The 24310-nt window shown below is 64.5% G+C and carries 21 protein-coding genes; 11 read left to right on the forward strand and 10 right to left on the reverse strand.

Going from position 1 to position 24310, the window contains the following annotated elements; translation table 11 throughout:
• Positions 1-57: 57 nt before the first annotated feature.
• The 8 genes from GV002_RS14320 to GV002_RS14360 form a co-directional block, all read right to left on the reverse strand.
• Positions 58-309: a hypothetical protein gene (locus GV002_RS14320; protein WP_160019056.1), complete on the reverse strand. Its 252-nt coding sequence runs from the start codon at positions 307-309 to the stop codon at positions 58-60.
• Positions 310-334: 25 nt separating this feature from the next.
• Positions 335-1108 (reverse strand): electron transfer flavoprotein subunit beta, encoded by a 774-nt coding sequence (locus tag GV002_RS14325; RefSeq protein WP_160019057.1) that lies wholly within the window; start codon positions 1106-1108, stop codon positions 335-337.
• 101 nt (positions 1109-1209) lie between these two features.
• The gene (locus GV002_RS14330; protein ID WP_160019058.1) at positions 1210-2442 is read right to left on the reverse strand and encodes an electron transfer flavoprotein subunit alpha/FixB family protein; all 1233 of its coding nucleotides are present in this window, start codon (positions 2440-2442) and stop codon (positions 1210-1212) included.
• Positions 2443-2581: 139 nt separating this feature from the next.
• Positions 2582-4543 (reverse strand): dimethylglycine demethylation protein DgcB, encoded by a 1962-nt coding sequence (gene dgcB, locus GV002_RS14335; RefSeq protein ID WP_160019059.1) that lies wholly within the window; start codon positions 4541-4543, stop codon positions 2582-2584.
• Positions 4544-4701: 158 nt separating this feature from the next.
• Positions 4702-6762, reverse strand: a complete 2061-nt coding sequence (gene dgcA / locus GV002_RS14340; RefSeq protein WP_160019060.1) for a dimethylglycine demethylation protein DgcA — start codon at positions 6760-6762, stop codon at positions 4702-4704.
• Positions 6763-6836: 74 nt separating this feature from the next.
• Positions 6837-7367, reverse strand: coding sequence for a DUF5943 domain-containing protein (locus GV002_RS14345; RefSeq protein ID WP_160019061.1), 531 nt, complete (start codon positions 7365-7367; stop codon positions 6837-6839).
• Between the two features lie 152 nt (positions 7368-7519).
• Complete coding sequence (locus tag GV002_RS14355; RefSeq protein ID WP_160019062.1) at positions 7520-8497, reverse strand: dipeptidase; 978 nt, start codon at positions 8495-8497, stop codon at positions 7520-7522.
• A gap of 388 nt (positions 8498-8885) precedes the next feature.
• Positions 8886-9833 carry a GlxA family transcriptional regulator gene (locus tag GV002_RS14360; RefSeq protein ID WP_160019063.1) on the reverse strand — a complete coding sequence of 316 codons (948 nt, stop codon included), beginning with the start codon at positions 9831-9833 and terminating at the stop codon, positions 8886-8888.
• Positions 9834-10130: 297 nt separating this feature from the next.
• Here GV002_RS14360 and choX point away from each other — a divergent pair, with 297 nt between their 5' ends.
• The 4 genes from choX to GV002_RS14380 all read left to right on the forward strand — a co-directional run bounded on the left by choX (position 10131) and on the right by GV002_RS14380 (position 13710).
• On the forward strand, positions 10131-11063 hold the full coding sequence (gene choX / locus GV002_RS14365) for a choline ABC transporter substrate-binding protein (RefSeq protein ID WP_160019064.1): 933 nt from the start codon (positions 10131-10133) through the stop codon (positions 11061-11063).
• A 99-nt stretch (positions 11064-11162) separates the two neighbouring features.
• Entirely contained in the window at positions 11163-12050 is an 888-nt protein-coding gene (locus tag GV002_RS14370) for a 3-keto-5-aminohexanoate cleavage protein (RefSeq protein WP_160019065.1), read from the forward strand.
• A 148-nt stretch (positions 12051-12198) separates the two neighbouring features.
• On the forward strand, positions 12199-13164 hold the full coding sequence (locus tag GV002_RS14375) for an L-carnitine dehydrogenase (RefSeq protein WP_160019066.1): 966 nt from the start codon (positions 12199-12201) through the stop codon (positions 13162-13164).
• Positions 13165-13227: 63 nt separating this feature from the next.
• Positions 13228-13710 carry a thioesterase family protein gene (locus GV002_RS14380; protein ID WP_160019067.1) on the forward strand — a complete coding sequence of 161 codons (483 nt, stop codon included), beginning with the start codon at positions 13228-13230 and terminating at the stop codon, positions 13708-13710.
• Positions 13711-13741: 31 nt separating this feature from the next.
• Here GV002_RS14380 and GV002_RS14385 read toward each other — a convergent pair whose 3' ends face one another.
• Positions 13742-14137 carry a YkgJ family cysteine cluster protein gene (locus GV002_RS14385; RefSeq protein ID WP_160019068.1) on the reverse strand — a complete coding sequence of 132 codons (396 nt, stop codon included), beginning with the start codon at positions 14135-14137 and terminating at the stop codon, positions 13742-13744.
• A 232-nt stretch (positions 14138-14369) separates the two neighbouring features.
• Between GV002_RS14385 and GV002_RS14390 the strand changes: the two genes are divergently transcribed.
• The 7 genes from GV002_RS14390 to GV002_RS14420 all read left to right on the forward strand — a co-directional run bounded on the left by GV002_RS14390 (position 14370) and on the right by GV002_RS14420 (position 23700).
• Positions 14370-17963: a DUF2339 domain-containing protein gene (locus tag GV002_RS14390; protein WP_160019069.1), complete on the forward strand. Its 3594-nt coding sequence runs from the start codon at positions 14370-14372 to the stop codon at positions 17961-17963.
• On the forward strand, positions 17960-19303 hold the full coding sequence (locus tag GV002_RS14395; RefSeq protein ID WP_160019070.1) for a DUF3999 domain-containing protein: 1344 nt from the start codon (positions 17960-17962) through the stop codon (positions 19301-19303). Before GV002_RS14390 ends, GV002_RS14395 begins: the two co-directional genes overlap by 4 nt.
• Before the next feature lie 178 nt (positions 19304-19481).
• Entirely contained in the window at positions 19482-21182 is a 1701-nt protein-coding gene (locus tag GV002_RS14400; protein ID WP_160019071.1) for a histidine kinase N-terminal 7TM domain-containing protein, read from the forward strand.
• A gap of 35 nt (positions 21183-21217) precedes the next feature.
• A complete protein-coding gene (locus GV002_RS14405) occupies positions 21218-22225 on the forward strand; it encodes a class 1 fructose-bisphosphatase (RefSeq protein ID WP_160019072.1) in 1008 nt (335 codons plus the stop codon).
• Positions 22225-22824, forward strand: a complete 600-nt coding sequence (locus tag GV002_RS14410; RefSeq protein ID WP_160019073.1) for a DUF924 family protein — start codon at positions 22225-22227, stop codon at positions 22822-22824. The genes GV002_RS14405 and GV002_RS14410 overlap by 1 nt, the downstream gene beginning before the upstream one ends.
• A gap of 69 nt (positions 22825-22893) precedes the next feature.
• Complete coding sequence (gene bamE, locus GV002_RS14415) at positions 22894-23145, forward strand: outer membrane protein assembly factor BamE domain-containing protein (protein ID WP_160019074.1); 252 nt, start codon at positions 22894-22896, stop codon at positions 23143-23145.
• A gap of 12 nt (positions 23146-23157) precedes the next feature.
• A complete protein-coding gene (locus tag GV002_RS14420) occupies positions 23158-23700 on the forward strand; it encodes a lipocalin family protein (RefSeq protein WP_160019075.1) in 543 nt (180 codons plus the stop codon).
• Between the two features lie 147 nt (positions 23701-23847).
• On the opposite strand, the gene GV002_RS14425 is transcribed toward GV002_RS14420, so the two are convergent.
• A complete protein-coding gene (locus GV002_RS14425) occupies positions 23848-24285 on the reverse strand; it encodes a hypothetical protein (RefSeq protein ID WP_160019076.1) in 438 nt (145 codons plus the stop codon).
• Positions 24286-24310: the final 25 nt, after the last annotated feature.

Genomic DNA, 24310 nt, shown 5'->3' on the forward strand with positions numbered 1-24310 from the left:
AAAGCCCACCCTACGCCAATGGCGCCCGTCCGTAGGGTGCGCCGTGCGCACCGGAAATCAGGCCGGCTTCGGCACCAGCGCCGGCAGCAGATGCCGGCTGATGGCTTCGCGCACGTTGGGCAGCAGGGTGGCGCTGCCGCCGAGCAATTCCTCCACCAGATGACGCAGGGCCACGGCGCGGTCGGCGCTGAGGCCGCTGACGGCCAGTTCGCAAGCCTGCTCGGGCGTGACGCCTGGTGGAATGCTCAGGCCCAGCGCGATCAGGCGCTCACGGAAGTCTTCCTGGTCGATCAGATCGGCATGCATCATGGTCGTGGCTCCTTGGCTTGGGGCGTCAACGCAGGACGCCTTCTTCGATCAACAGCTTGAAGATAGCCTCCGCGCCGTCTTGTGGCGAGACATCCTTGAGCACCTGGCCGCCACCTCCGCTGGCTTTGGCAGTCGCCGCCTTCATCCGTTCGGCGCCAGTTTTGGCCTTGATCACCTTGAGACGTTTGGGCCGTGGTTTGGCTGGCTGCAGGCTGGCCTCGGCCAGTAACGGATCGTCTATCACCGTGACCTCATGCGCTTCGATCTGCCCGCGTCGGGCCGGGCCGAAGGCGCTCTGGCGCGCGACCGGGGCCGCGTTATCGACGCTGGCCACGCACGGCAGGCGTACCTTGAGGCGACGCCGCTGACCACGTGGCAGCGCTTGCAGCACCTGGGCCACGCCGTTCTCGACCTTTTCCACTTCGGCCAGGCCGACCACCATCGGCCAGCCCAGGCGCTCGGCCAGCAGGAACGGCAGCATGCCCGAGCCTTCGCCTGTTTCCGCCTGACTGCCAGTGAGCACCAGCTGGGTTCGGCTGCCTTGCAGGTAATCGACCAGCAGCGGCAGGGCGTCGGCGCTTTCGGGCTGTTCCAGTACATCGAGCTGTTCCAGGCCCATGCCCAGGTAGCCGCGCAGGGCTTCGGCTTGTGGGTCGCCAGCATGCAGCAGTTGCAGATTCTGCCCAGCCAGGCGCAAGCCCAGTTCCACCGCGCGGGCGTCCTGCTCGGCGCGGCGTGGGCGACCGGAGGTGGGGTGGGCGCCGACCGAGACCAGGGCGATGATATTCAGGTCAGTCATTTGGGCAACCTCGAACCGTGGGAGCGGCTTTAGCCGCGATATGGCCATACGCGCAATCTGTCGCGGCTGAAGCCCCTCCCACGAGGGCGTATTCGTGAGGATCAGGCCGCATCACGTTTGCCCTCCTGACGCCAGGCGGCGACGCGTGCTATCAGGGCCTGGAGGATCGCCGCCGAATCGCCGATCACCGACAGGTCGGCGCGTTTGATCATGTCGCAGCCGGGGTCCATGTTCACCGCCACCACCTTGTCGCAGGCACCGATGCCCTGTAGGTGCTGGATGGCGCCGGAGATACCCACGGCCAGGTAGACGCGGGCAGTGACCCAGGTACCGGTGGCGCCGACCTGGCGGTTGCGCGGCATGAAGCCGTCGTCCACCGCCACGCGCGAAGCGCCTTCGGTGGCGCCGATGGCGATGGCGGCCTGGTGGAACAGATTCCAGTCTTTCACGCCGTTGCCGCCGGAGAGGATGAACTCGGCTTCGGCCATGGGGATTTGCGCCGGGTCCACGGCCACCGCGCCGAGATCTGCGATGCGCGGCAGGCTGTGGGCGACCTTTTCAGCCAGTTCCAGCGGACGAGCTTCATGGCGGGTTTCGCTGACCGGCTCGGCGCATTCGGCGGCGGCCAGAATCAGCCGTGGCAGCGCGCGCTGGATGTCCTGCTGGCCACTGCCGGCACGGCCGATGGCCTGTTCGCCAGCGACTTGCCAGACGCGCGTGGCCGGACGTTCGCCGAGCTTGGCGGCCAGGCGCCGACCCAGCTCGCCGCCACCGGTGCGACTGTCGGGCAGCAGCCAGTGGCGCGGCGCCAGTTGGCTTTCCACGGCGCTCAGGGCGAGCACGCGGGTTTCCGGTGCATAGCCGTCGAAGGTGTCACCCTGGACGCGCAGCAGGCGGTCGACTCCGGCCGTGTCGAATGCGTTTTCCTTGTCCTCGCCGAACACTACGGCGACCACCGCACCGCTGTCACCGGCCAGCTTGCGGGCCAGGCCGAGCAGGTCCTTGTCGTGGCTGGACAGGCGGCCGCCGACCATGTCCGGCACCACGCAGATGTGGAAGGCCGGTTGCTCGATGACATGCAGTGGCAATTGCACCTCGACGCTGGCGCTGCTGCGCTTGCCGGCGGTGCCGTGCTGGGCGCCGCTGCGATCGATCCGCTTGAGCCCGGCCGGGCCGACGAAACCGGCGGCGATGGCATGTGGGTTCTTGCGGATGATGCCGTTGGGGCCCATCCAGCTGGTTTGGTTCTGACTCTGCATGGCCGCATGCAGCGGGTGCAGGCGGTTGCGGGCGATCCACTCGGCGCGAGGGTCGCGGCGGATGATGTCGCTCATAAGGTGATCTCCTGGGCTGCACGGACAACCCCCTCTCCCCTTGGGAGAGGGTTGGGGTGAGGGTGGGATGGGCGGCTCGGGTTCAGACCCTCACCCCCAGCCCCTCTCCCGGAGGGAGAGGGGAGCGCCAGTTGCTTCATCACTGCACCTCTACCAGTTCACGCTTGGCGAGCGGCTTTTTTGCCGCCACTTCGGTGGCTTCGATCAGCACCTCGGCCACCAGCTCGGCGATGTCCTTGATTTCCGGGCGCGGCGCGACCACGCCTTCGAGCATCGCGGTGCATTGCGGGCAACCGACAGCCACCAGTTCTGCGCCCGTTTCCTTGATGTCGATCATGCGCATGTCGGGGATGCGCTGCTTGCCGGGGATGTCGGTGATCGGTGCGCCGCCACCACCACCGCAGCAGCGCGAGCGAAAGCCCGAACGCTCCATTTCCCTGACCTCGATGCCGATGGCCTTGAGCACGGCGCGCGGTGCCTCGTACTCGCCGTTATAGCGGCCGAGGTAGCAGGGGTCGTGGTAGGTCACGCTGGTGGCCTTGCTCTGGCCGAGATTCAGCGAGCCCTTGCGCAGCAGTTCGTCGATGAAGGTGCTGTGGTGCAGTACCTGATAGTTGCCGCCGAGTGCGCCGTATTCGTTCTTCAGTACGTGGAAGCTGTGCGGGTCGCAGCTGACGATGCGCTTGAAGCGGTACTTGGCCATTGTGGCGATGTTGCGTTTGGCCAGGTGCTGGAAGGTCGCTTCATCGCCCAGGCGGCGGGCTATGTCGCCGCTGTCGCGCTCTTCCAGGCCGAGCACGGCGAAGTCGACGGCGGCAGCCTTGAGGATCTTCACGAAGGCACGCAGGGTGCGTTGATTGCGCATGTCGAAGGCACCATCACCGACCCAGAACAGCACGTCGGTTTCACCCTTGTCGGCGAGCAGTGGCAGGTTCAGGTCGGCCGCCCAGTTCAGGCGCCCACCCGGATTGAAACCGCCCGGGTTGTCGGTGGCGATCAGGTTGTCCAGCACCTCGGCACCCTTGTTCGGGGTCGCCCCCTTCTCGAGGGTCAGATGACGGCGCATGTCGACGATGGCATCGACGTGCTCGATCATCATCGGGCATTCCTCGACGCAGGCGCGGCAGGTGGTGCACGACCACAGGGTCTCGGCATCCACCAGCGCCTTGCCGTTGAGGTTCACGATCGGCTGATGCGGGCCCCCGCTGTGTTCGCCCAGTGGTATGCCAGGGTAGGGGCTGCCAGCGAACTTGGCGTCGTTGCCACCGGCGAGGCCGATGACCATGTCCTGAATCAGCTTCTTCGGGTTCAGCGGCTGGCCGGCGGCGAAGGCCGGGCACATGGCTTCGCACTTGCCGCACTGCACACAGGCGTCGAAACCGAGCAACTGGTTCCAGGTGAAGTCTGTGGGTTTCTCCACGCCCAGCGGGGCTTTCGGGTCGTCCAGATCCAGGGCTTTCAGGCCGGTGGAACGACCGCCGCCGAAGCGCTCGGCACGGCGGTGCCAGGCCAGATGCAAGGCGCCGGCGAAGGCGTGCTTCATTGGCCCGCCCCAGGTCATGCCGAAGAACAGCTCGGACACGCCCCAGGCAACGCCGACGGCGAGGATGACAGCCAGAATCCAGCCACCGAAGTTTTCGGGGAGGATACCGGCCACCGGCAGCGTGGCGATAAAGAAGCTGGCGGCGAACATCAGCAGGCTTTTTGGCAGGCGCATCCATGGGCCTTTTGACAGGCGCGATGGTGGGTCGAGGCGGCGCTTGGCGACGAACAGAGCGCCGACGAACATCAGCAACGTGGCGCCCAGCAGGGCGAAGCCGAGGATGCGGTTGTGCAGGCCGAAACCGTGCACGACGATGGCCAGCACCGCTGCCAGAACGAAGCCACCGGCAGTGGCCACGTGGGTCCTGGACATGTACTTGTCGCGCTCGACCACGTGGTGCAGATCTACCAGATAGCGGCGCGGCATCTGCAGCAGACCGCCAAGCCAGTCGACCTTCGATGGTCGACCACGGCGCCACATGAAGAAGCGCTTCAACGCGCCCAGCACAGCGAGGCTGAGCGCAGCGAAGAGCAGAATGGGGAGTAGGGTATTCAACATTCGTTGGTCTCCTTAGGGGGACCTCAAGGCGATCCGGTCAGCCCCCTCTCCCTTTGGGAGAGGGCTGGGGTGAGGGGGATGTCCGGCGACGGGTAATCCAGTCGCGCCAACAATCCCTCACCCCCGGCCCCTCTCCCGGAGGGAGAGGGGAGACAAGCTTAAAAGTCCTTGCACAGGCGCAAGGCGTCGTAGATCGCCGCGTGGGTGTTACGCTGGGCCACGCAGTCGCCGATGCGAAATAGCAGGTAGCCTTCGCCCGACTCGGATAAACAGGGTTGCGGCTTGATCGCGAACAGTGCTTCGACGTCGATCTGGCCCTTGTTGCGCGAGCCTTCCTTCAGCGCGTAGTACAGCGACTCGTCCGGCCGTACGCCGTTCTCCACCACCACCTGGTCGATCACCCGCTCTTCCTTGGCGCCGGTGTATTCGTTCTCCAGCACGGCCACCAGCTTGTCGCCCTCGCGGTAGACCTTTTCCAGCATCATGTCGCCGGTCATGATCACTTCCTTGGGGTACAGGCTGCGGTAATAGGTCGGGAAGCTGGTGCCGCCGATGGCCACGCCCGGCTTGATGTCGTCGGTGACGATCTCCACCTGCGCACCCTTGTCGGCGAGGAAATCGGCCACCGACATGCCGGTGAATTCGCAGATGGTGTCGTACACCAGCACGTTCTTGCCCGGTGCGACCTTGCCTGCGAGCACGTCCCAACTGCTCACCACCAGCCCTTCGGCAGCGCCCCAGTGCTCGTTCTGTTCGAGGAACGGATGGCCGCCGTTGGCCAGCACCACGATGTCCGGACGCAGGTCGAGGATGCTCGCTGCGTCGGCGCCGGTGCCCAGACGCAGGTCGATGCCCAAGCGCGCCAGCTCCAGTTGATACCAGCGGGTGATACCGGCGATCTGGTCACGCTGCGGCGCTTTCGACGCCAAGGTGATCTGCCCGCCCAGTTGTTCCTGCTTTTCGAACAGGGTGACATCGTGACCACGCTCAGCGGCTACGCGCGCTGCTTCCATGCCAGCCGGGCCGCCGCCGACGATCACTACCTTGCGTTTGACGCCGGTGGTCTTCTCGATGATGTGCGGCACGCCCATGTATTCGCGGCTGGTCGCGGCGTTCTGGATGCACAACACGTCCAGGCCCTGGTACTGACGGTCGATGCAGTAGTTGGCACCGACGCACTGTTTGATCTGGTCGATCTGGCCCATTTTGATCTTGGCGATCAGGTGCGGGTCGGCGATGTGCGCGCGGGTCATGCCGACCATGTCCACGTAACCGCCTTCGAGGATGCGCGTGGCCTGGTTCGGGTCCTTGATGTTCTGCGCGTGCAGCACCGGCACCTTGACCACTTCCTTGATGCCAGCCGCCAGGTGCAGGAAGGGCTCCGGCGGGTAGCTCATGTTCGGAATGACGTTGGCCAGGGTGTTGTGGGTGTCGCAGCCCGAGCCGACGACGCCGATGAAGTCGAGCATGCCGGTGGCGTCGTAATAGGCAGCAATCTGCTTCATGTCCTCGTGGGACAGGCCGTCCGGGTGGAATTCGTCGCCGCAGATGCGCATGCCGACGCAGAAGTCGTCACCGACCTCGGCGCGCACTGCCTTCAATACTTCCAGGCCGAATTTCATGCGGCCCTCGAAGGTTCCGCCCCATTCGTCGGTACGCTTGTTGACGCGCGGCGACCAGAACTGGTCGATCATGTGCTGGTGCACGGCGGACAGCTCGACGCCATCCAGGCCACCTTCCTTGGCGCGGCGCGCGGCCTGGGCGTAGTTGCCGATGACGCGCCAGATCTCCTCGACCTCGATGGTCTTGCAGGTGGCGCGGTGCACCGGCTCGCGGATGCCGGACGGCGACATCAGGGTCGGCCAGTGGAAACCATCCCAGCGCGAGCGGCGGCCCATGTGGGTAATCTGGATCATGATCTTGGCGCCGTGCTTGTGCATGGCGTCGGCGAGATTCTGGAAGTGCGGGATGATACGGTCGGTTGACAGGTTGACCGAACTCCACCACTGCTGCGGGCTGTCGATGGCCACCACCGAGGAGCCGCCACAGATGGCCAGGCCGATGCCGCCCTTGGCCTTCTCTTCGTAGTACTTCACGTAGCGCTCGGTGGTCATGCCGCCGTCGGTGGCGTAGACCTCGGCGTGCGCGGTGCTGAGCACACGGTTGCGGATGGTCAGCTTGCCGATCTGGATCGGCTGGAACATTGCTTCGAAGGCCATTACGGCATCCTCACGGTAAGCGCTCTAGCGTTGTGGGAGGCGCTGGCCGCCCCCACGGATTTCTTATGGGTGACTCAGAGTGGCCGGGTGACGAACAGGCCGTCGTCGTGGTCGTCTTCGGCGCCGCTGTATTCCTGCACGGTGACCGTGCGGATCGGGCTGCCCTTGGCGGCCAGGATCTGGTCGATGGCACCGGAGAACCAGCCGGTGAACATGTAGTCGACTTTTCGATTGACCTTGCCGTACACGTAGACGAAGGCCGAATGCTTGAGCTTGACCTCGGCATGGCCGGTTTCCAGGTCGAGCTTCTGCGTTTCGAACAGGCCCCAGCCGCGCTGCGACAGGCGTTTCATGTAGTGCTCGAACACCGCAGCGCCTGAGATGCTGTGGCACTCGGCTTCCTTCTCGCACCAGTGCCAGGCGGACTTGTAGCCGGCCTTGTAGAGAATCTCGGCGTATTTGTCGGCGCCGAGCACTTCCTCGATGCCCATGTGGTTGTTGACGAAGAAATGGCGCGGCACGTAGAGCATCGGCAGGGCGTCTGTGGTCCAGACGCCGGTTTCGTCGTCTACGGCGATGGGCATTTCGGGGGCGTGGGTGGCCATGTGTTTTCAGCTCCAGAATTCGTTGTCTGATCGTTCCCACGCTTTGCGTGGTAACGCCTCATTGGACGCTCTGCGTCCGCTTCTGTGACGCAGAGCGTCACGGGCTGCATTCCCACGCTGAGCGTGGGAATGATCATGGGATAGGGAGGGGCTTACTCGCCCCAGACGTCCTTCAATACGCGCACCCAGTTCTCGCCCATGACCTTGCGCACCACGCGCTCGGACATGCCTCGCTTGAGTAGCGTTTCAGTCAGATTGGGGAACTCGCCGACGGTGCGGATGCCCAGCGGGTTGACGATCTTGCCGAAGTTGGTCAGGCGCCGTGCGTAGCCCTTGTCGTGAGTCAGGTACTCGAAGAAGTCCTGGCCGTGGCCCTGAGTGAAGTCGGTGCCGATGCCGATGGCGTCTTCGCCGACCAGGTTCATCACGTACTCGATGGCTTCGGCGTAGTCGTCGATGGTCGAGTCGATGCCCTTGGCCAGGAACGGCGCGAACATGGTCACGCCGACGAAGCCGCCGTGGTTGGCGATGAACTTCAGCTCTTCATCGGACTTGTTGCGTGGGTGTTCTTTCAGGCCGGAAGGCAGGCAGTGGGAGTAGCAGACTGGTTTCTTCGATTCGAGGATGACTTCCTCGCTGGTCTTGGAGCCGACGTGGGACAGGTCGCACATGATGCCGACGCGGTTCATCTCGGCGACGATCTCGCGGCCGAAGCCGGACAGGCCACCGTCGCGCTCGTAGCAGCCGGTGCCGACCAGATTCTGGGTGTTGTAGCACAGCTGCACGATGCCCACGCCGAGCTGCTTGAACACCTCGACGTAGCCGATCTGGTCCTCGAAGGCATGGGCGTTCTGGAAGCCGTATAGGATGCCGGTCTTGCCCTGTTCCTTGGCCTTGCGGATGTCGGCGGTGGTGCGCACCGGCATGACCAGGTCGCTGTTGTCACGAATCAGATTGCTGCTGGCAACGATATTGTTCACCGTGGCCTGGAAACCCTCCCACACGGACACGGTGCAGTTGGCCGCAGTCAGGCCGCCCTTGCGCATGTCCTCGAACAGGTCGCGGTTCCACTTGGCGATGATCAGACCGTCGATGACGATGCTGTCGGCGTGCAATTCGGCTGGGCTCATCAGGCTTGTCCCCTAAACGTATGCGCCGAGTCGGTCGTCGGCGCTTTGGGGAGAGCTTATCCCTGGGGGGCAGGGCGACCCGATGCAAAAACGACTGGGGGTTTGCCGAAAGCGTCAAGCCGAGGTCGCGAACGGATATGTCATCGTTTCGCCTATTGCGCGTAGCCCGGATGCAAGCCGGGGAATCTGTGGCGCCTGGCCCCGGATTGCATCCGGGCTACGGTTGGCGTAGCAGGCCGTTGAAAAACGTAGGCGAGGCAGCCAGTGCAAGGCAAAAACAGGCGAAAAAGCGGAGTTTACGAGTTGTAAATGAGCATTTTGATCGGACTCGCGCACGAGCCTGTTTTTAACGCAGCAATGGCAACGCAGGTAGTTTTTCAACAGCCTGCTAGCTGCCTGGTCGCTCGTGGCGATCCTGGCTGGGGCTGGCGGCGAAGCGCTTGCGGTAACAGCGCGAGAAGTACGAGGCCGAATCGAAGCCGCACGCCAGGCTCACCTCCAGCACGCTGAGGTCGCTCTGGCGCAGCAGTTGGCGCGCCTTGTCCAGGCGCAGGCCCAGATAGAAGGCCGACGGCGTACTCGCCAGATGATGACGGAACAGCCGCTCCAACTGACGCACGGTGATGCCGACCCGCTCGGCCAGCGCTTCGCTGGGCAGGGGCTGCTCGCACTGGCGCTCCATTTCGCCGATAACCCGCACCAGCTTCTTGTTGTGCAGGTCGTAGCGACTGGCCACCTGCATGCGCTGGTGATCCAGGCGAGTGCGAATGCGGCTGACCACGAACTGTTCGGATACCTGCATCGCCAACGGCTCGCCGTGTTCCTGGCCGATCAGGCCGAGCATCAGATCGAGGCTGCTGGTGCCGCCGGCGCTGGTGATGCGTTTGCCATCGATCTCGAACAGCTCCTGGGTGACCCGCAATGCCGGGTAGCGCTCGCGAAAGGCGTCGATGGCTTCCCAGTGCAGGGTCAGGCGCTGGTGTTGGAATAGCCCGGCCTCGGCCAGCACGAAGCTGCCGGTGTCGATACCGCCGAGCACGGCCAGCTCGGGTTCGTGGCGTTGCAGCCAATGCGCCAGAGTGTGGTCGTAATGGGCCAGCGGCTCGAAGCCGGCGACCACGAACAGTGCTCGACTTTCCTCTGGCAGTTCCAGGCCGCCGTCGACGTTGAGCGACATGCCGTTGCTGGCCTGCACGGCATTGCCGTTCTGGCTGAGCAGGCGCCAGCGATACAGCTCGCCGCGAAAGCGATTGGCCACGCGCAGCGGCTCGATGGCGGACATCAGGCCCATCATGGAAAAGCCGGGCAGCAGCAGGAAGCAGAATGTTTGAGGCATACAAATCATGGTGCAGGTGCAGGGTGGCTGGTAGCCCGGATGCAATCCGGGGGGAATTCCAGATTGCATCCGGGCTACGGACATGGCGAAAGATTAATGGGCCAGCATGGCTTTCATACAAGCATAAGTCGGTATAGGTCAATGAATAGTCGCTAAAGTGCGAGTTATGCGTGAAGCCGAAGCGTAAGGTGCTTTCATCGGGAGACGAGATTCCCCGAGCACGGTGGGGGCTCTGTCCGTTGGCAGACCTCTAGAAAAACGAAATAGAACCGCTGTGACACGATGAGGAGCACCCAGATGAAAGGTCTTACCGCGCTGGCCGCGTGCTGCACCCTGAGCCTGTTCAGTACCTCCCTGCTGGCCGACGATGCCAGTTGCAAGAACGTTCGAATCGGTGCCGTCGGCTGGACCGACGTGGTCGCTACCACGGCCGTCGCCAGCGAACTGCTGCAGGGCCTTGGCTACGAAACCAAGCAGACCCAGGCGTCGCAACAAATCATCTTTGCCGGTATCCAGAAAGGGCAGATCGACGCCTTCCTTGGCTACTGGAAGCCGATCATGGACGACAACATCAAACCCTTCCTCGATGCCGGTGCGGTCAAGGTCGCGGCAGAGCCGTCGCTGGATGACGCCGTGGCTGTGCTCGCCGTACCCAGCTACACCGCTGACAAGGGCCTCAAGACCCTGGCTGACATTGCCAAATTCAAGGACGAGCTGGACGGCAAGATCTACGGCATCGAGGCCGGCTCCGGCGCCAATACGGCGATCCAGAAGATGATCGACTCCAACCAGTTCGGCCTGGGCGGCTTCAAGCTGGTGGAGTCCAGCGAGGCTGGCATGCTCGCTGCCGTCGGCCGCGCTGCGCGTAACGAGAAACCGGTGGTGTTCTTCGGCTGGAAACCGCACCCGATGAACCTGTCGATGCAGATCACCTATCTCACCGGCACCGAGGACGTGTTCGGCCCCAATGACGGTGCCGCTACGGTGTCCACCGTTACCGCGCCGGATTACGCCGAACGTTGCCCCAACGCCAACCGCTTGCTCACCAGTCTGCGTTTCACCAGCGAACAGGAGGCGGCACTGATGCAGCCGATCATGGATCGCAAGGCGCCGGCGCAGGTGGCGCGTGACTGGATCAAGGCCAATCCGCAGGTGGTCGAGGCCTGGCTCGAGGGCGTCACCACGCTGGACGGCAAACCCGCCAACGCCGCGCTGGTCGCCGGCAACTGATACCGAGGCGCCGGGTGAGCCGGCGCCGATTCCCCTTATTGCAAAACGTCTGCGGCCCTGCCGTCGGCACTCGTTCGCCCCTGGAAAGGACAGTCGAAAATGAACTACGAGGTTATCGTCACCTGCGCGGTGACCGGCGCTGGCGACACCGTCGGCAAGCACCCGGCGATCCCGGTCACCCCCAAGGAGATCGCTGCCGCCGCCATCGAGGCGGCCAAGGCCGGCGCCACCGTCGCCCATTGCCATGTGCGCGACCCGCAGACCGGCAAGCCAAGCCGCGACGTGGCGCTGTACCGCGAGTTGGTCGAGCGCATCCGCGAAAGCGACACCGATGTGATCATCAACCTCACCGCTGGCATGGGCGGTGATCTGGAGATCGGCCGGGGCGAGCAGCCGCTGGAGTTCGGTGCCGGTACCGATCTGGTCGGGCCGATCACCCGCCTGGCGCATGTGGAGGAGTTGCTGCCGGAAATCTGCACCCTGGACTGCGGCACCCTGAATTTCGGCGACGGCGACTTCATCTACGTCTCCACTCCGGCGCAACTGCGTGCCGGCGCCAAGCGCATCACCGAACTGGGCGTGAAGGCCGAGCTGGAAATCTTCGACACCGGCCACCTGTGGTTCGCCAAGCAGATGATCAAGGAAGGGCTGCTGGACGACCCGCTGATCCAGCTGTGCCTGGGCATTCCCTGGGGCGCGCCGGCCGACACCACGACCATGAAGGCCATGGCCGACAACCTGCCGCCGGGCATCACCTGGGCCGGCTTTGGCATCGGCCGCATGCAGATGCCCATGGTCGCCCAGGCCATGCTGCTCGGCGGCCACGTGCGGGTAGGGCTGGAGGACAACATCTGGCTGGACCGTGGCGTGCATGCGAGCAACGGCCAACTGGTCGAGCGCGCCATCGAGATCATCGAACGCCTCGGCGGCCGCGCCCTGACCCCGGGCGAAGGCCGCGAGAAGATGAAGCTCAAGCGTCGCGGCTAAAGCGCAACGCCGCCCGCCCCGTCCCACAGGTTTGCGCTGCTCTTGTGGGAGGGGCTTTAGCCGCGACAGTCCCGTAGCCCGGATTCAACCCGGGAGCATTCCCTAACGCCAATTTCCCGGATTGCATCCGGGCTACCGGAGTTCAACCATGACCTTCGTCACCGACATCAAGACCTTCGCCGCCCTGGGCACCGGTGTGATCGGCGCCGGCTGGATCGCCCGCGCCCTGGCCCACGGCCTCGACGTGATCGCCTGGGACCCGGCGCCTGGCGCCGAGGCGGTACTGCGCACGCGTCTGGCCAACGCCTGGCCGGCGCTGGAAAAGCAGGGCCTGGCACCTGGCGCTTCGCTGAATCGTCTGCGTTTCGTCGACAGCATCGAAGACTGCGTGTGCGATGCCGATTTCATCCAGGAAAGTGCGCCCGAACGCCTCGACCTCAAGTGCGAGCTGCACGCGAAGATCAGCGCTGCGGCGCGTCCGGATGTACTGATCGGTTCCAGCACCTCGGGTCTGCTGCCCAGTGAGTTCTATGCAGACGCCGCACATCCTGAGCGCTGCGTGGTCGGTCACCCCTTCAACCCGGTTTATCTGCTGCCGTTGGTGGAAGTGGTGGGCGGTGCGAAGACGGCGCCCGAGGCAGTACAGGCGGCGATCGGCGTGTACGAGTCGCTGGGTATGCGCCCGCTGCACGTGCGCAAGGAAGTCCCAGGATTTATCGCCGACCGTCTGCTCGAAGCGCTATGGCGCGAGGCGCTGCACCTGGTCAACGACGGGGTGGCCACTACCGGCGAAATCGACGACGCGATCCGCTTCGGTGCCGGCCTGCGCTGGTCGTTCATGGGTAGCTTTCTGACCTACACCCTGGCCGGCGGCCCGGCCGGTATGCGCCACTTCATGGCTCAGTTCGGCCCGGCGCTGAAGCTGCCCTGGACCTATCTGGAGGCGCCGGAACTGACCGAGGGGTTGATCGATGCCGTGGTCGAAGGCACCGCCGAGCAGCAAGGCGAACGCAGCCTGGATGCCCTGGAGCGCTATCGCGATGATTGCCTGCTGGCGGTGCTGGAGGCGATCCGCCAGACCAAGGCCAAGCATGGGTTCGCGTTCGCCGAGTAAACCGAGTCCTTCCCGGTGCGCACGGCGCACCCTACGCACCGGGGCCACTTCTGGAGTAGTGTCATGTCCGCCAAGCCGCTGACCAGCTACCAAACCATCATTTCCCCCGACTGGGTCGACTACAACGGCCACCTGCGCGATGCCTTCTATCTGCTGATCTTCAGCCACGCCACCGATGCGCTGATGGACGTGCTGGGCCTCGACGAAGCGGGTCGCGCCCGCACCGGGCACACCCTGTACACCCTGGAGTGCCATCTCAACTTCCTGGCGGAGGTGAAGGAGGGCGAAGAGGTCGAGGTGCGCACGCAACTGCTGGCGCACGACGCCAAGCGCCTGCATATCCACCATGGCCTTTATCGGCCGGGCGAAGACGCCAGCCTGGCGGAAAGCGAGCAGATGCTGATGAATATCGACAGTGCCGTTGGCCGTGCGGCGCTGTTCGACGAACAGGTGGCCGAGCGGGTGGCGCACCTGGCAGCCGAACAGCAGAACCTGCAACGCCCAGCCTGCGTCGGGCGTGTTATCGGCCTGCGCCGGGTTTCGTAGGGTGCGCTGTGCAGTGCCCGCGTGACCAGCCTTACTTCGGCTTGTACGCGCAATACCCAGGCCGTGGGCCGACCTTGGGGTGATGGCGGCAGGTGTCCGGGCGCTTCTCGTAGACCGTGCATAGGCGTGTCTTGCGGTCGAGGAACAGGCAGTCGTTGTTGGACATGCGGATCAGGGTGAAGATGCCCGACTTCTGGTTGAAGCGCTCGACGATGCCGTCCTTCTGCAAGCGCTTGGCGATATTCTTCGGCGGCTCGCTGCGCTCGAACTCGTCCACCAGCTCCAGGCGGATCAGGTCGTTCAGGCGCACCTCAACCGGCATGGTGCAGCAGGTGGACATGCAGCTGTGGCACATGTCGCTGGTGTATTTGGCCCAGGTTTCCAGGCGGTCGATTTCTGCAGCGGCTATCAGGCGGGGCTTTATCATGGTTTTGGCTATCGTGCGGTCTGCGCCGCTGCTGTCACGGGGCGGCGATAATAGCGGGCGCGGGGCGTTTGTGAAGCACCGGCTGGCGGCTGATCGTTTTCCGTTGTGCCTGTGAACAGCTTGGCAGTCGTCTCTATGGGTGTGGGTCGGCGCGACTTCTATACTGTGGCTCGTCTCGGGCGGCCTGCTAGGAACGCGAGGCGACCTCTTTCTCAGGGTTGGGACATAACGCATGCAATGGATCTTCATGCTGGTCGGTTTGGTGCTCGGTGTGGGCGCTAGCGAATCGGTCACGGGTGCGCTTCTGGGCGGTCTGATCGGCCTCAGTCTGGGCCAGGCGCTGCGTCTGCAGGGGCTGGAGACGCACAATGCGCAACTGGCTGCGCAGCTCAAGGACTTCGCTGAACGCTTCGATCACGGAACTCGCGCCATCCACGAGCGCCTGGTCAAGGTCGAGCAGGGTGAGCGCAGCGAGCCGGAGCCGGCCTCCGTCGAACCCCTCTCCAGCCCAGTGCCCGAGCCGGCTGCTGCCGAAGAACAGCAGCCGCAGCCCGAACTGGACTGGACGCTTGATCCGCTGCCGGAAGTCGAAACATCGCAGCCTGTCGAGGAACCTGTGCCACTGGCCGCGCAGGTCGCCCACCAGCCCCAACCGGCACCGCAACAAAGCCCCTGGCGCGAGCAACCGCCGCGCGAGCCGAATCTGATCGAGCGTGGTATCGCTGCCGCCAAGGCCTGGCTGTTTGGCGGTAACACCGTGCTGCGGGTTGGCGTGGTGCTGCTGTTCCTCGGCTTGGCCTTCCTCCTGCGTTACGCCACCGAAGGTGTCGAGGTGCCGGTAGAGCTGCGCTACATAGGCGTTGCGGCCAGTGCACTGGCGCTGCTCGGCCTGGGCTGGTGGTTGCGCCGACGCAATCGCAATTACGCCCTGGTGCTGCAGGGCACCGGCATCGCCGTGCTGTATCTGACGGTATTCGCTGCCATGCGCCTGCACCCCCTGCTGGACCCTGGCCTGGCCCTCGGCCTGCTGGTGGCGGTGACGCTGTTCTCGGCCATCCTTGCCGTGCAGCAGAACGCGCTTGGCCTGGCGGCTGCTGCGGCGCTGGGCGGCTTCGCTGCGCCAATCCTGACTTCCACCGGTAGCGGCAATCATATCGCGCTGTTTTCCTACTTCGCCCTGCTCAATGCCGGCATCTTCGCCATCGCCTGGTTCAAGGCCTGGCGCCTGCTCAATCTGATCGGCTTCGTCGGCACCTTCGGCATCGGTTTCGCCTGGGGGCTGCGTTCCTACACGCCCGAACTGCTGGGCAGCACTCAGCCATTCCTGATCCTGTTCTTCCTGATGTACGTGGCCATCGGCCTGCTGTTCGCCCGCCGCACCCTGCGCGATGCAGCGGATGCGCCTGAGGCGCGTGACGAATTGCTGCGCTGGTCGCTGCGCCGTGGCGACTACGTCGATGCCACCACGTTGTTCGGCCCGCCGTTGATCGGCTTCGGTCTGCAAGTCGCATTGGTGCGACATATCGAGTTCGCTGCGGCCTTCAGCGCCCTGGGTCTGGGCCTGTTCTATCTATTACTGGCACGGGTGCTCAAGGCGCGTGCTGGCGACCGCGCACTGTTGCTGGTGGAAACCTGCCTGGCGCTCGGCGTGGTCTTCGCCAGCCTGGCCATCCCGCTCGGGCTGGATGCGCGCTGGACGGCAGCGGCCTGGGCCGTGGAAGGCGCCGGCATCTTCTGGTTGGGCCTGCGTCAGGGGCGGCCGCTGGCGCGTGCGTTCGCGCTGTTGTTGCAGGTGGGCGCGGCAATGGCGTTCGTCAGTGGCCTGGATCATGGTTACGAAAGCCTGCTCGACGGCTCGCCGCTGGGCGCGCTGATGCTCGGTGCGGCGCTGCTGTTCAGTTACTGGCAGCTGCGCCAGGCGCCGCAGGCGGCCAATGCCTGGGAAAATCGTCTGCTGCCCTGGCTGGGCCTGGCCGGGTTGGCATTCATCTATCTAATCGCACCGCTGCTGTTCGCTGCGCCGGGTACGGCCATCGCCTGGGCACTGGCCGGGTTGGCGACCCTGTTCGTCGGCCTGCGTATCGCTGCGTCAAGTTTTGTCTACAGCGCCTTCGCCATCCAGTTGCTCGGTGGCTTGCTGTTCCTCGGGCAGATGGCGCTGGATGCGCTGTTCGGGCGTGGTGGTTTCAGCGCCGGTTGGTTCGGCCTGCTGGCGGCGTCGATGGTCGGTCTTGGGCTGATCGCCGGCATGCTGCTGGCGGCGCGTGATCCGCAGATTCGCGAGAACCGTCGGCTGCTCGGCGTATTGTCGATGGTCATGCTGGTTGGTCTGGTCTTCATCAATCTGGCGGTGCTGTTCGTGCTGCCCTGGGTGGCGGCTGCGGCAGTGTGGGGCGGGACTGGGTTGCTGATTCTGTGGCTGGCGCTCTACCTGCGGCAGCGCGCGGCTTTCCTGTTCAGCCTGGCGCTGCAGGTCTTCGCCGGCCTGGCCTTCCTCGCCGCCGGGCCGTTGCTGCTGTCGGGGCTCAGTGGTGAAGGCTTGTCGCCGCTGGCGCACACTGGCTTCTGGACGCCCGCCGTGCTTGGCCTGGCTGCGCAGATTGGCGCCTGGCGCCTGCACAGCCTGGCGTGCAGCGGACAGGATACTGGCCTCGATGGCGTCAGCCTGCAGCGTCTGGGCCAGTTGCTGCTGGCCTGGGGCGCCGTCTGGTGGGCCTTGGCACTGGCCAGTGAAGTGATGCGCTTCGTGACTGTAGATATGCAGGCCAGCGTGTTGCTGGTAGTGGCAGCGCTGTCGGCTCTGATCTGGATGCTGCTGGCGTTGCGCACCCGCTGGAGCGAGTTGGCCACGCTGTGCAGCCTGCTGGCGCCGGTGGCAGGGTTGATCCTGATCCAGGCCTGGCATTCCCTCTACCATCCAGCTGCGCACTTCGGCTGGTTGGGCTGGGCTGCCGTGATCGCGGTGCATCTGCTTATCCTGCGGTCCCTGGTCGATCTGCTGCCGAGTACGGCAGCCAGCGTCGCCCATGTGCTCGGTTGCTGGTTGCTGCTCGGCGTGCTGGCGCTGGAGCTGCGTTATCTGCTGCTGAGCCTGTCCGATCACTACAACGCCTGGCGTTGGCTGGGGTGGGCGCTGCTGCCGACTGCCTATCTGTGGGCGATGGCGCAGGCACGGCGCTTGCCCTGGCCGGTGACCAGCTTCGAGCGCGAGTACCGGCTGTGGGCGGCGGCACCTCTGGCCGCATTGATGCTCGCCTGGTTCTGGCTGGCCAACGCCAATAGCGCCGGCGACAGCGATCCGCTGCCGTATTTGCCGCTGTTCAACCCACTGGAGTTGGGTTTGCTGCTGTGTCTGGGTGCACTGTTCGTCTGGGCGCGCGATGCCCTGCCGCGCTTCGGCCTGGCGCCGGTGCGGGCGTTGCCGGTGGTGCATGGCGTGGCAGGTGTTTCGCTGTTCGCCCTGCTGACGGTGATGGTGATGCGTACCGCGCACCACTGGGGCGGCGTGCCCTGGCAGACGTCGGCACTGTTCGACTCGATGCTGGTGCAGGCTGGCTGGTCCATCGTCTGGACGCTGATCGCCCTGGCGCTGATGCTGTTCGGCCATTTGCGCGTGCGTCGTGAACTGTGGCTGGTCGGCGCCGCGCTGATTGCCCTGGTGGTGGCCAAGTTGCTCTTTGTCGAGCTGGGCAACCGGGGCGGCCTGGAGCGCATCGTCTCGTTCATCGGCGTCGGTGTGCTGCTGTTGGTGGTCGGCTATTTCGCCCCGCTACCGCCGCGCAAGGCCGAAGAGTCGGCTGCCGATGAACAGGAGTCTGCCGTATGAAGCTCGTTCGTTGGTGTCTGCTCCTGGGGTTGTCGCTGAGTGCGCTCAGCCAGGCCAGTGAGAAACCTCAGGACTATCGGCATGGTGCCGCCCTGCAACTCGCCGGCGAGGGGCCCTGGTATCGACTGGAACTACCCTTCGCCGCTCACCTCGCCGCCGGGCATGGCGATTTGCGTGATCTGCGCGTATTCGACAGCAATGGCCAGATGCAGGCCTATGCGCTGATTCCGGGGCGCAGCGAGAGCGTGCAGCACGAACAGGAGTATGGCGTAAGCGGGTTCCCGTTGAGGGGCCGCGTCGATGCCCAGGAAATGCCCGCGCTACGCGTCGAACGCAGCACCACTGGCACGCTGATCGAGCTGCGCGGCGAGGCGCCGGCCGAAAGCGAGCAGCAACTGCGGGGCTGGTTGCTCGACGCCAGCGCCATCGACGCGCCGCTGGTGCGTCTGAGCCTGGACTGGAGCGGAGCCGAAGACGGCTTTCAGCGTTTCAGCATCGAAGCCAGTGATGACCTGCAGCACTGGCGCAGTTGGGGGGAAGGGCAGGTGGCGCGCCTGAGCTTCGCCGACGAGCGCATCGATCAGCGCCAGGTCGAACTGCCCGGCCAGCGTGCCCGTTATCTGCGCCTGCTATGGCGCAGCCCTGCGCAGGCCCCGCAACTGCAGGCCGTTACCCTGCGCAGTCAGCGCCATGCTCATCAGGCGGCGCCTCTGGTGTGGTCCGAGCCCATGGCGGCGCAGGCCAACGCTGACGGGCATTACCAATGGCAGTTGCCCTTGTCGTTGCCTCTGGAGCGACTGCGGGTCGAACTGGAACAGAGCAACACGTTGGCGCCACTGCGTTTCGAGGCGCGCAGCAGTGATCAGGGCGCCTGGCGTCAGCTGGTCAACGGGGTTCTCTATCGCCTGCCCGAGGCTGGGCGCGAAGTGGTGAACGATGAGTTGACGCTGCCCGGTTGGCCGGTGCGACAGCTGCGTATGCAGGTGGATGCGCGTGGCGGCGGCCTGGGCGTGGATGTGCCACGCATGCAGGTCGCAGTGCGCGCGACGCAACTGGTATTTCTCGCCCGTGGCGAGCCGCCTTATCGGCTGGCGCTGGGTAACCCGAATGCACAGTCGGCAGCATTGCCGCTGCACACCCTGATCCCCGGCTATCAGGCGGAAAGACTCGCCAATCTTGGTCGTGCCGAATTGGCCGAGCCGCTTGCCGCTTCGGTCGAATCCCAAGCCGGCTCCAGTCAGGACTGGCAGCGTTGGGGACTCTGGGCTGTACTGCTGGTGGGAGTTGGGTTGCTGGCCGCGATGGCCGCCAGTGTGCTGCGTCGCCCGCCAGACGCCTGAGCGGCATGGACCAACAAGCGGCAGGGCTTTTGCAGTATCTTAGGCACCCCGCGCCAATCCAGCATGGAAGGTCAGGAAGGCCCTTGCGTATTTCGATTCGCGTCATTGTCCAGTCGCCTCGCGTCGCTTGCGCATGCGACTCACGCACGGCTTCGTCGGGAATGCGGAGGAGTCGCTGATGCAGGCCTGCATGGCTTCCGGCTGGAGTTTCTCGGCGCCGGTGCTGGTGACGCTGCTGGTGTGCCTCGGCGTGATCCTGCTGGCGCACTGGGTGACCCGCCAGCGCGACTTTCCCGGACGTGACAGTTTCATCCTGCTGCATCTGGCCAGCCTCTGGTGGATGGTGGCTGCTGCGCTGGAAATGACCTTCCTCAGTGCCGACTGCAAGATGTTCTGGGCCAGTATGGCCTGGCCCGGCATCGTTTCCACGCCCACGTTCTGGGCCGTCTTCCTCTGGCAATACGTCAACAGCATGCGCGCGCCGCTGGCACGCAGCAGCATCCTCGGGTTGAGCCTGGTGCCGCTGCTGGTCTGGGGGCTGGCGCTGAGCAACCCCTGGCATGGTCTGTTCTACGGGGCCGGTAGTGCGCCGGTCGACGCCAGCCTGGGTGCGCCGGTGCGCTATGAGCATGGCGCGCTGTTCTACGCCACCGCCGTCTACGTCTACCTGTTTATGGCCTTCTGCATGGGCGTGGTGACGCGTGCCGCCGCGCTGAGCCAGGGATTGCATCGCCGCCATTATCTGGCCTTCGTGCTGGTCACTGCAGTGCCCTGGGTGGCCAATATCGGCTATGTGGGGTTCGGCTGGACGCTGTTCGGCTTCGACCCGACGCCCTTCAGTTTCGCGTTCACGCTGATGGCGTTCTCCTGGTTGATCGTCGGGGTGCGTCTGTTCGACCTGTTGCCGGTGGCTCGTCATCTGCTGCTCGAAGCCTTGCTCGATCCGGTGCTGGTGATCGACCCTCGTGGACGGGTGATCGAGGCCAACCCGGCGGCGCTGAAACTGGCAGGCCTGCAAGCGGGATGGCAAGGCACCGAGTTGGGGCAGTGGCCGGTTTTCGGTGCCGATCTGCAGCAGTCGCTGCAAGAACACAACGGCAACGAGCAGGACCTGCCGCTGACACTGACCAGTGCCGCGCGCTACTACGAGGTGCGCGTGCGCGCCATCCAGCGCGCCAGCCGCCATGGTCCGACCCTGCTGGGCCATATGCTCTACATCCGTGACGTGACCCAGCGCCACCTCAGTGAACTCAAGCTGGCCGAAGCGCTGGCGCTGAGTGAGGAGCGTCTGCGCACCATCTCCAGCCTGCACGAGCAACTGCGTGAACAGGCCCTGTGCGATCCGCTGACCGGGCTTTACAACCGCCGTTATCTGGATGAGTTCTTCGAGCGCGAACTAGCCAGGGCGCAGCGCGAGAACCTGCCATTGGCGCTGGCCCTGATCGATCTCGATCACTTCAAGCGCCTCAACGACGAATGCGGCCACCTGGTCGGCGACGACGTACTCAAGGCCGTCGCGCAGCACCTGCTGGATAACCTGCGCAGTACCGATGCGGTGTTTCGTATCGGTGGCGAAGAGTTTCTGCTGATCTTGCCGGGCGCCGATCCGCGCGAGGCTAGCGAACGCCTGCAAAGCATCTGCGCGCAACTGGCGACTCGCGATGTCGCCACCCGTGGCGGCGACCAGCGTGTGACCCTGTCTGCCGGGCTGGCCCATTGGCCTGAGCAGGGGCAGGCACTCGACGAGCTGTTGCAGGCTGCCGACGCCGCGCTTTATCAGGCCAAACGCGACGGGCGCAATCGCGTTTGCGGGCAGTTGGCAGGCGCCGATCTCAGCCATCCATCCCGGCAGGCAGCATTGCGCGGCGACTCGGGTTAAACTGCGCGCGATTTTTCCCCTTTCCGGAGCCGTCCATGTCCCGCGTCACCCTGAGCCGCTACCTGATCGAGCAGACTCGCAGCCACAACACCCCGGCCGACCTGCGTTTTCTTATCGAAGTCGTGGCGCGGGCCTGCAAGGCGATCAGCCACCAGGTCTCCAAGGGCGCCCTCGGCGGCGTGCTGGGCAGCCTGGACAGCGAGAACGTGCAGGGCGAAGTACAGAAGAAACTCGACGTGATTTCCAACGAGATCCTGCTCGAAGCCAACGAGTGGGGCGGTCACCTGGCCGGCATGGCGTCCGAGGAAATGGACAACGCCTACCAGATCCCCGGCAAGTATCCGAAAGGCGCTTATCTGTTGGTATTCGACCCGCTGGATGGCTCCAGCAACATCGACGTCAACGTCTCGGTCGGCACCATCTTCTCGGTGCTGCGCAGCCCTGAACGTAACGGTGAAACCGGTGATCTGGGCGAAGAGGCCTTCCTCCAGCCGGGTACTCAGCAGGTCGCGGCCGGCTACGCCATCTATGGCCCGCAGACCATGCTGATGCTGACCCTCGGCGACGGCGTGAAGGGCTTCACCCTGGATCGTGAACTGGGCAGCTTCGTGCTCACCCATGACAACATCAAGGTGCCGGAGTCCACCAAGGAATTCGCCATCAACATGTCCAATCAGCGCCACTGGGAAGCCCCGGTACAGCGTTATGTCTCCGAGTTGCTGGCCGGTGAAACCGGGCCGCTGGGGCGCAACTACAACATGCGCTGGATCGCCTCGATGGTGGCCGATGTGCACCGCATCCTCACCCGCGGCGGTGTGTTCATGTACCCGCGCGACGCACGCGATCCGTCGATGCCGGGCAAGCTGCGTCTGATGTACGAGGCCAACCCGATGGCGATGATCATCGAACAGGCTGGCGGTGCAGCTACCGACGGTAGCCAGCGTATTCTCGATATCCAGCCCACTTCTCTGCACCAGCGCGTACCGGTCTACCTTGGCTCCAAGGAAGAAGTGCTGCGCATCACCGCCTACCATCGCAGCTGATGCACGCCTGGCAGCTGCTGCTCGATTGGTGGTTCGGTGCCGACGGCAACGCTACCGAGGTTTCGGCCGCGCGCCATGGGTTGTGGTTCGGCAAGCGTGAAAGCCAGGATCGTGAGGCCGAGGTGCGCTTCGGCGCCCTGGTCGAGCAGGCACTGGCTGGCGAGCTGCAGGGTTGGGCGGACGACCCGCAAGGTTGGCTGGCGCAGCTGATCCTGCTCGATCAGCTGCCGCGCATGATCTTTCGCGATACGCCGCGGGCCTTTGCCGGCGACAGCCTGGCTCGCCCGCTGTTGCGCGATGGCCTGGATCGCGGCTGGGATCGCAGGCTGACGCCGATCCAGCGCGTTTTTGCCTATCTGGTCTTCGAGCACGCCGAAGATCTGTCGTTGCAGGACCGCGCGGTCGAGCTGTTTGCTGATCTGCTGAACGAAGCCGCTGCCGCTGAGCGGCCTTTGTTCGCCAACTTCCTCGATTTCGCCGAGCGTCATCAGCGGGTGATTGCCCGTTTTGGTCGCTTTCCTCATCGCAACGCGATTTTGGGGCGTGCCTCCACTGACGAAGAGCAAGCCTTCCTGCGGGAACCCGGCTCGCGTTTCTGAACTCCAAGCGGGCAAGTCATCGCCGGCTATGCCAAGCTTGCTGGCACCTTCCCATCAGGAGCTTCATCCATGTCGATGCGTATCGTCGCGTTGCTCGCCTGCTGTCTGCTCGCCGCCTGCAGCAAGATCAATCAGGACAACTATTCCAAGCTCAAGGCGGGCATGAGCAAGCAGGAAGTGGAAAGCCTGCTCGGTGCGCCGGGCGAGTGTGCGGGCGCTCTGGGGGTGACCAGCTGCACCTGGGGTGACGACAAGGCCTATATCAGTGTCCAGTACGCCGGGGACAAGGTCATGCTGTTCTCCGGCAAGGGACTCAAGTAAACGGGAGCTTCCATGCGTTCGATCCTAATCGCCAGCACCATTCTCGCCCTTGCGGGCTGTGCCAATTCAGGTACCGGCAGCATCTCCAAACCGCCACCGCAGACCATGCAGGTCGACCTGCAGCGCTACCAGGGCACCTGGTACGAATTGGCACGTCTGCCGATGTTCTTCCAGCGCAACTGCGTGCAGTCGCAGGCGCATTACGGTCTGCGTGACGATGGCCGCATCGATGTGACCAACCGCTGCCGCGACAAGGACGGTGAGTGGATCGAGGCCAAGGGTGTGGCCGAGCCTCAGGTCGAAGGGCAAACCGACAAGCTGTGGGTGCGCTTTGATAATTGGGCCAGCAAGCTGCTGCCGATCAAGGGCGACTACTGGGTGATCTACCACGACGAGGATTACCGCGTGGCGCTGGTCGGTCACCCGGAGCACAAATATCTGTGGCTGCTGTCGCGCACCCCGGATGTTGATCAGGAAACCCGCGACAAGCTGCTCAGCGTCGCGCGCGAGCAGGGCTACGTCACTTCGGACCTGATCTGGCGCCAGGCCGACTAGCCGATAGCCCGGATTGCATTGGCTACGTAACTGGGTGCGTTAGGCCCGCTCCCCTGTAGGAGCGAGCTTGCTCGCGATCAGATTGGATGGCGAACATCGGGTGATCGCCGGCAAGCCGGCTCCTACGCAGGCGGGCGGGCTACGTCGTCACTCCCAGTCCAGGCGCGCCAGTTTCCATTCGTCGCCATCGAGCCACCATTCCAGCTTCACCGAGTAGTGCCGCGCGCTATCGGGAATCAACCCCTCGGCGCCGCTCAGGCCGACCTGGGCTTCGGTGTAGCCCTTGCTGCTGATCGCCGAGTCGATCCAGCTGTTCTTGCCCAGTGCGATGACCTTGATGTTCTTGTGGCGCAGGAACAGCAGGGTCATGGTGCGTTTGGCCCACTCACGATCGAGTTCCTGGCGGGCCAGGAAGTCGCCATGCAACTGCTCCAGCACCGCACCGGTGCTCTTGGCCTCGATGTTGTCCTGCAACTGCTGAACGGCCGCCTCCAGAGCAGCCTGTGGATCGTCGCGACCGCCGCAGCCGGCGAGCAGGAGGGTGAAGGACATAAACAGCGACCAAGCCAGATGACGCATCGACATGCTGAACTTCCTTTTCATGGTTATG

The sequence above is a fragment of the Pseudomonas sp. 8O genome, assembly GCF_902506495.1.
Lineage (GTDB): Bacteria > Pseudomonadota > Gammaproteobacteria > Pseudomonadales > Pseudomonadaceae > Aquipseudomonas > Aquipseudomonas chaetocerotis.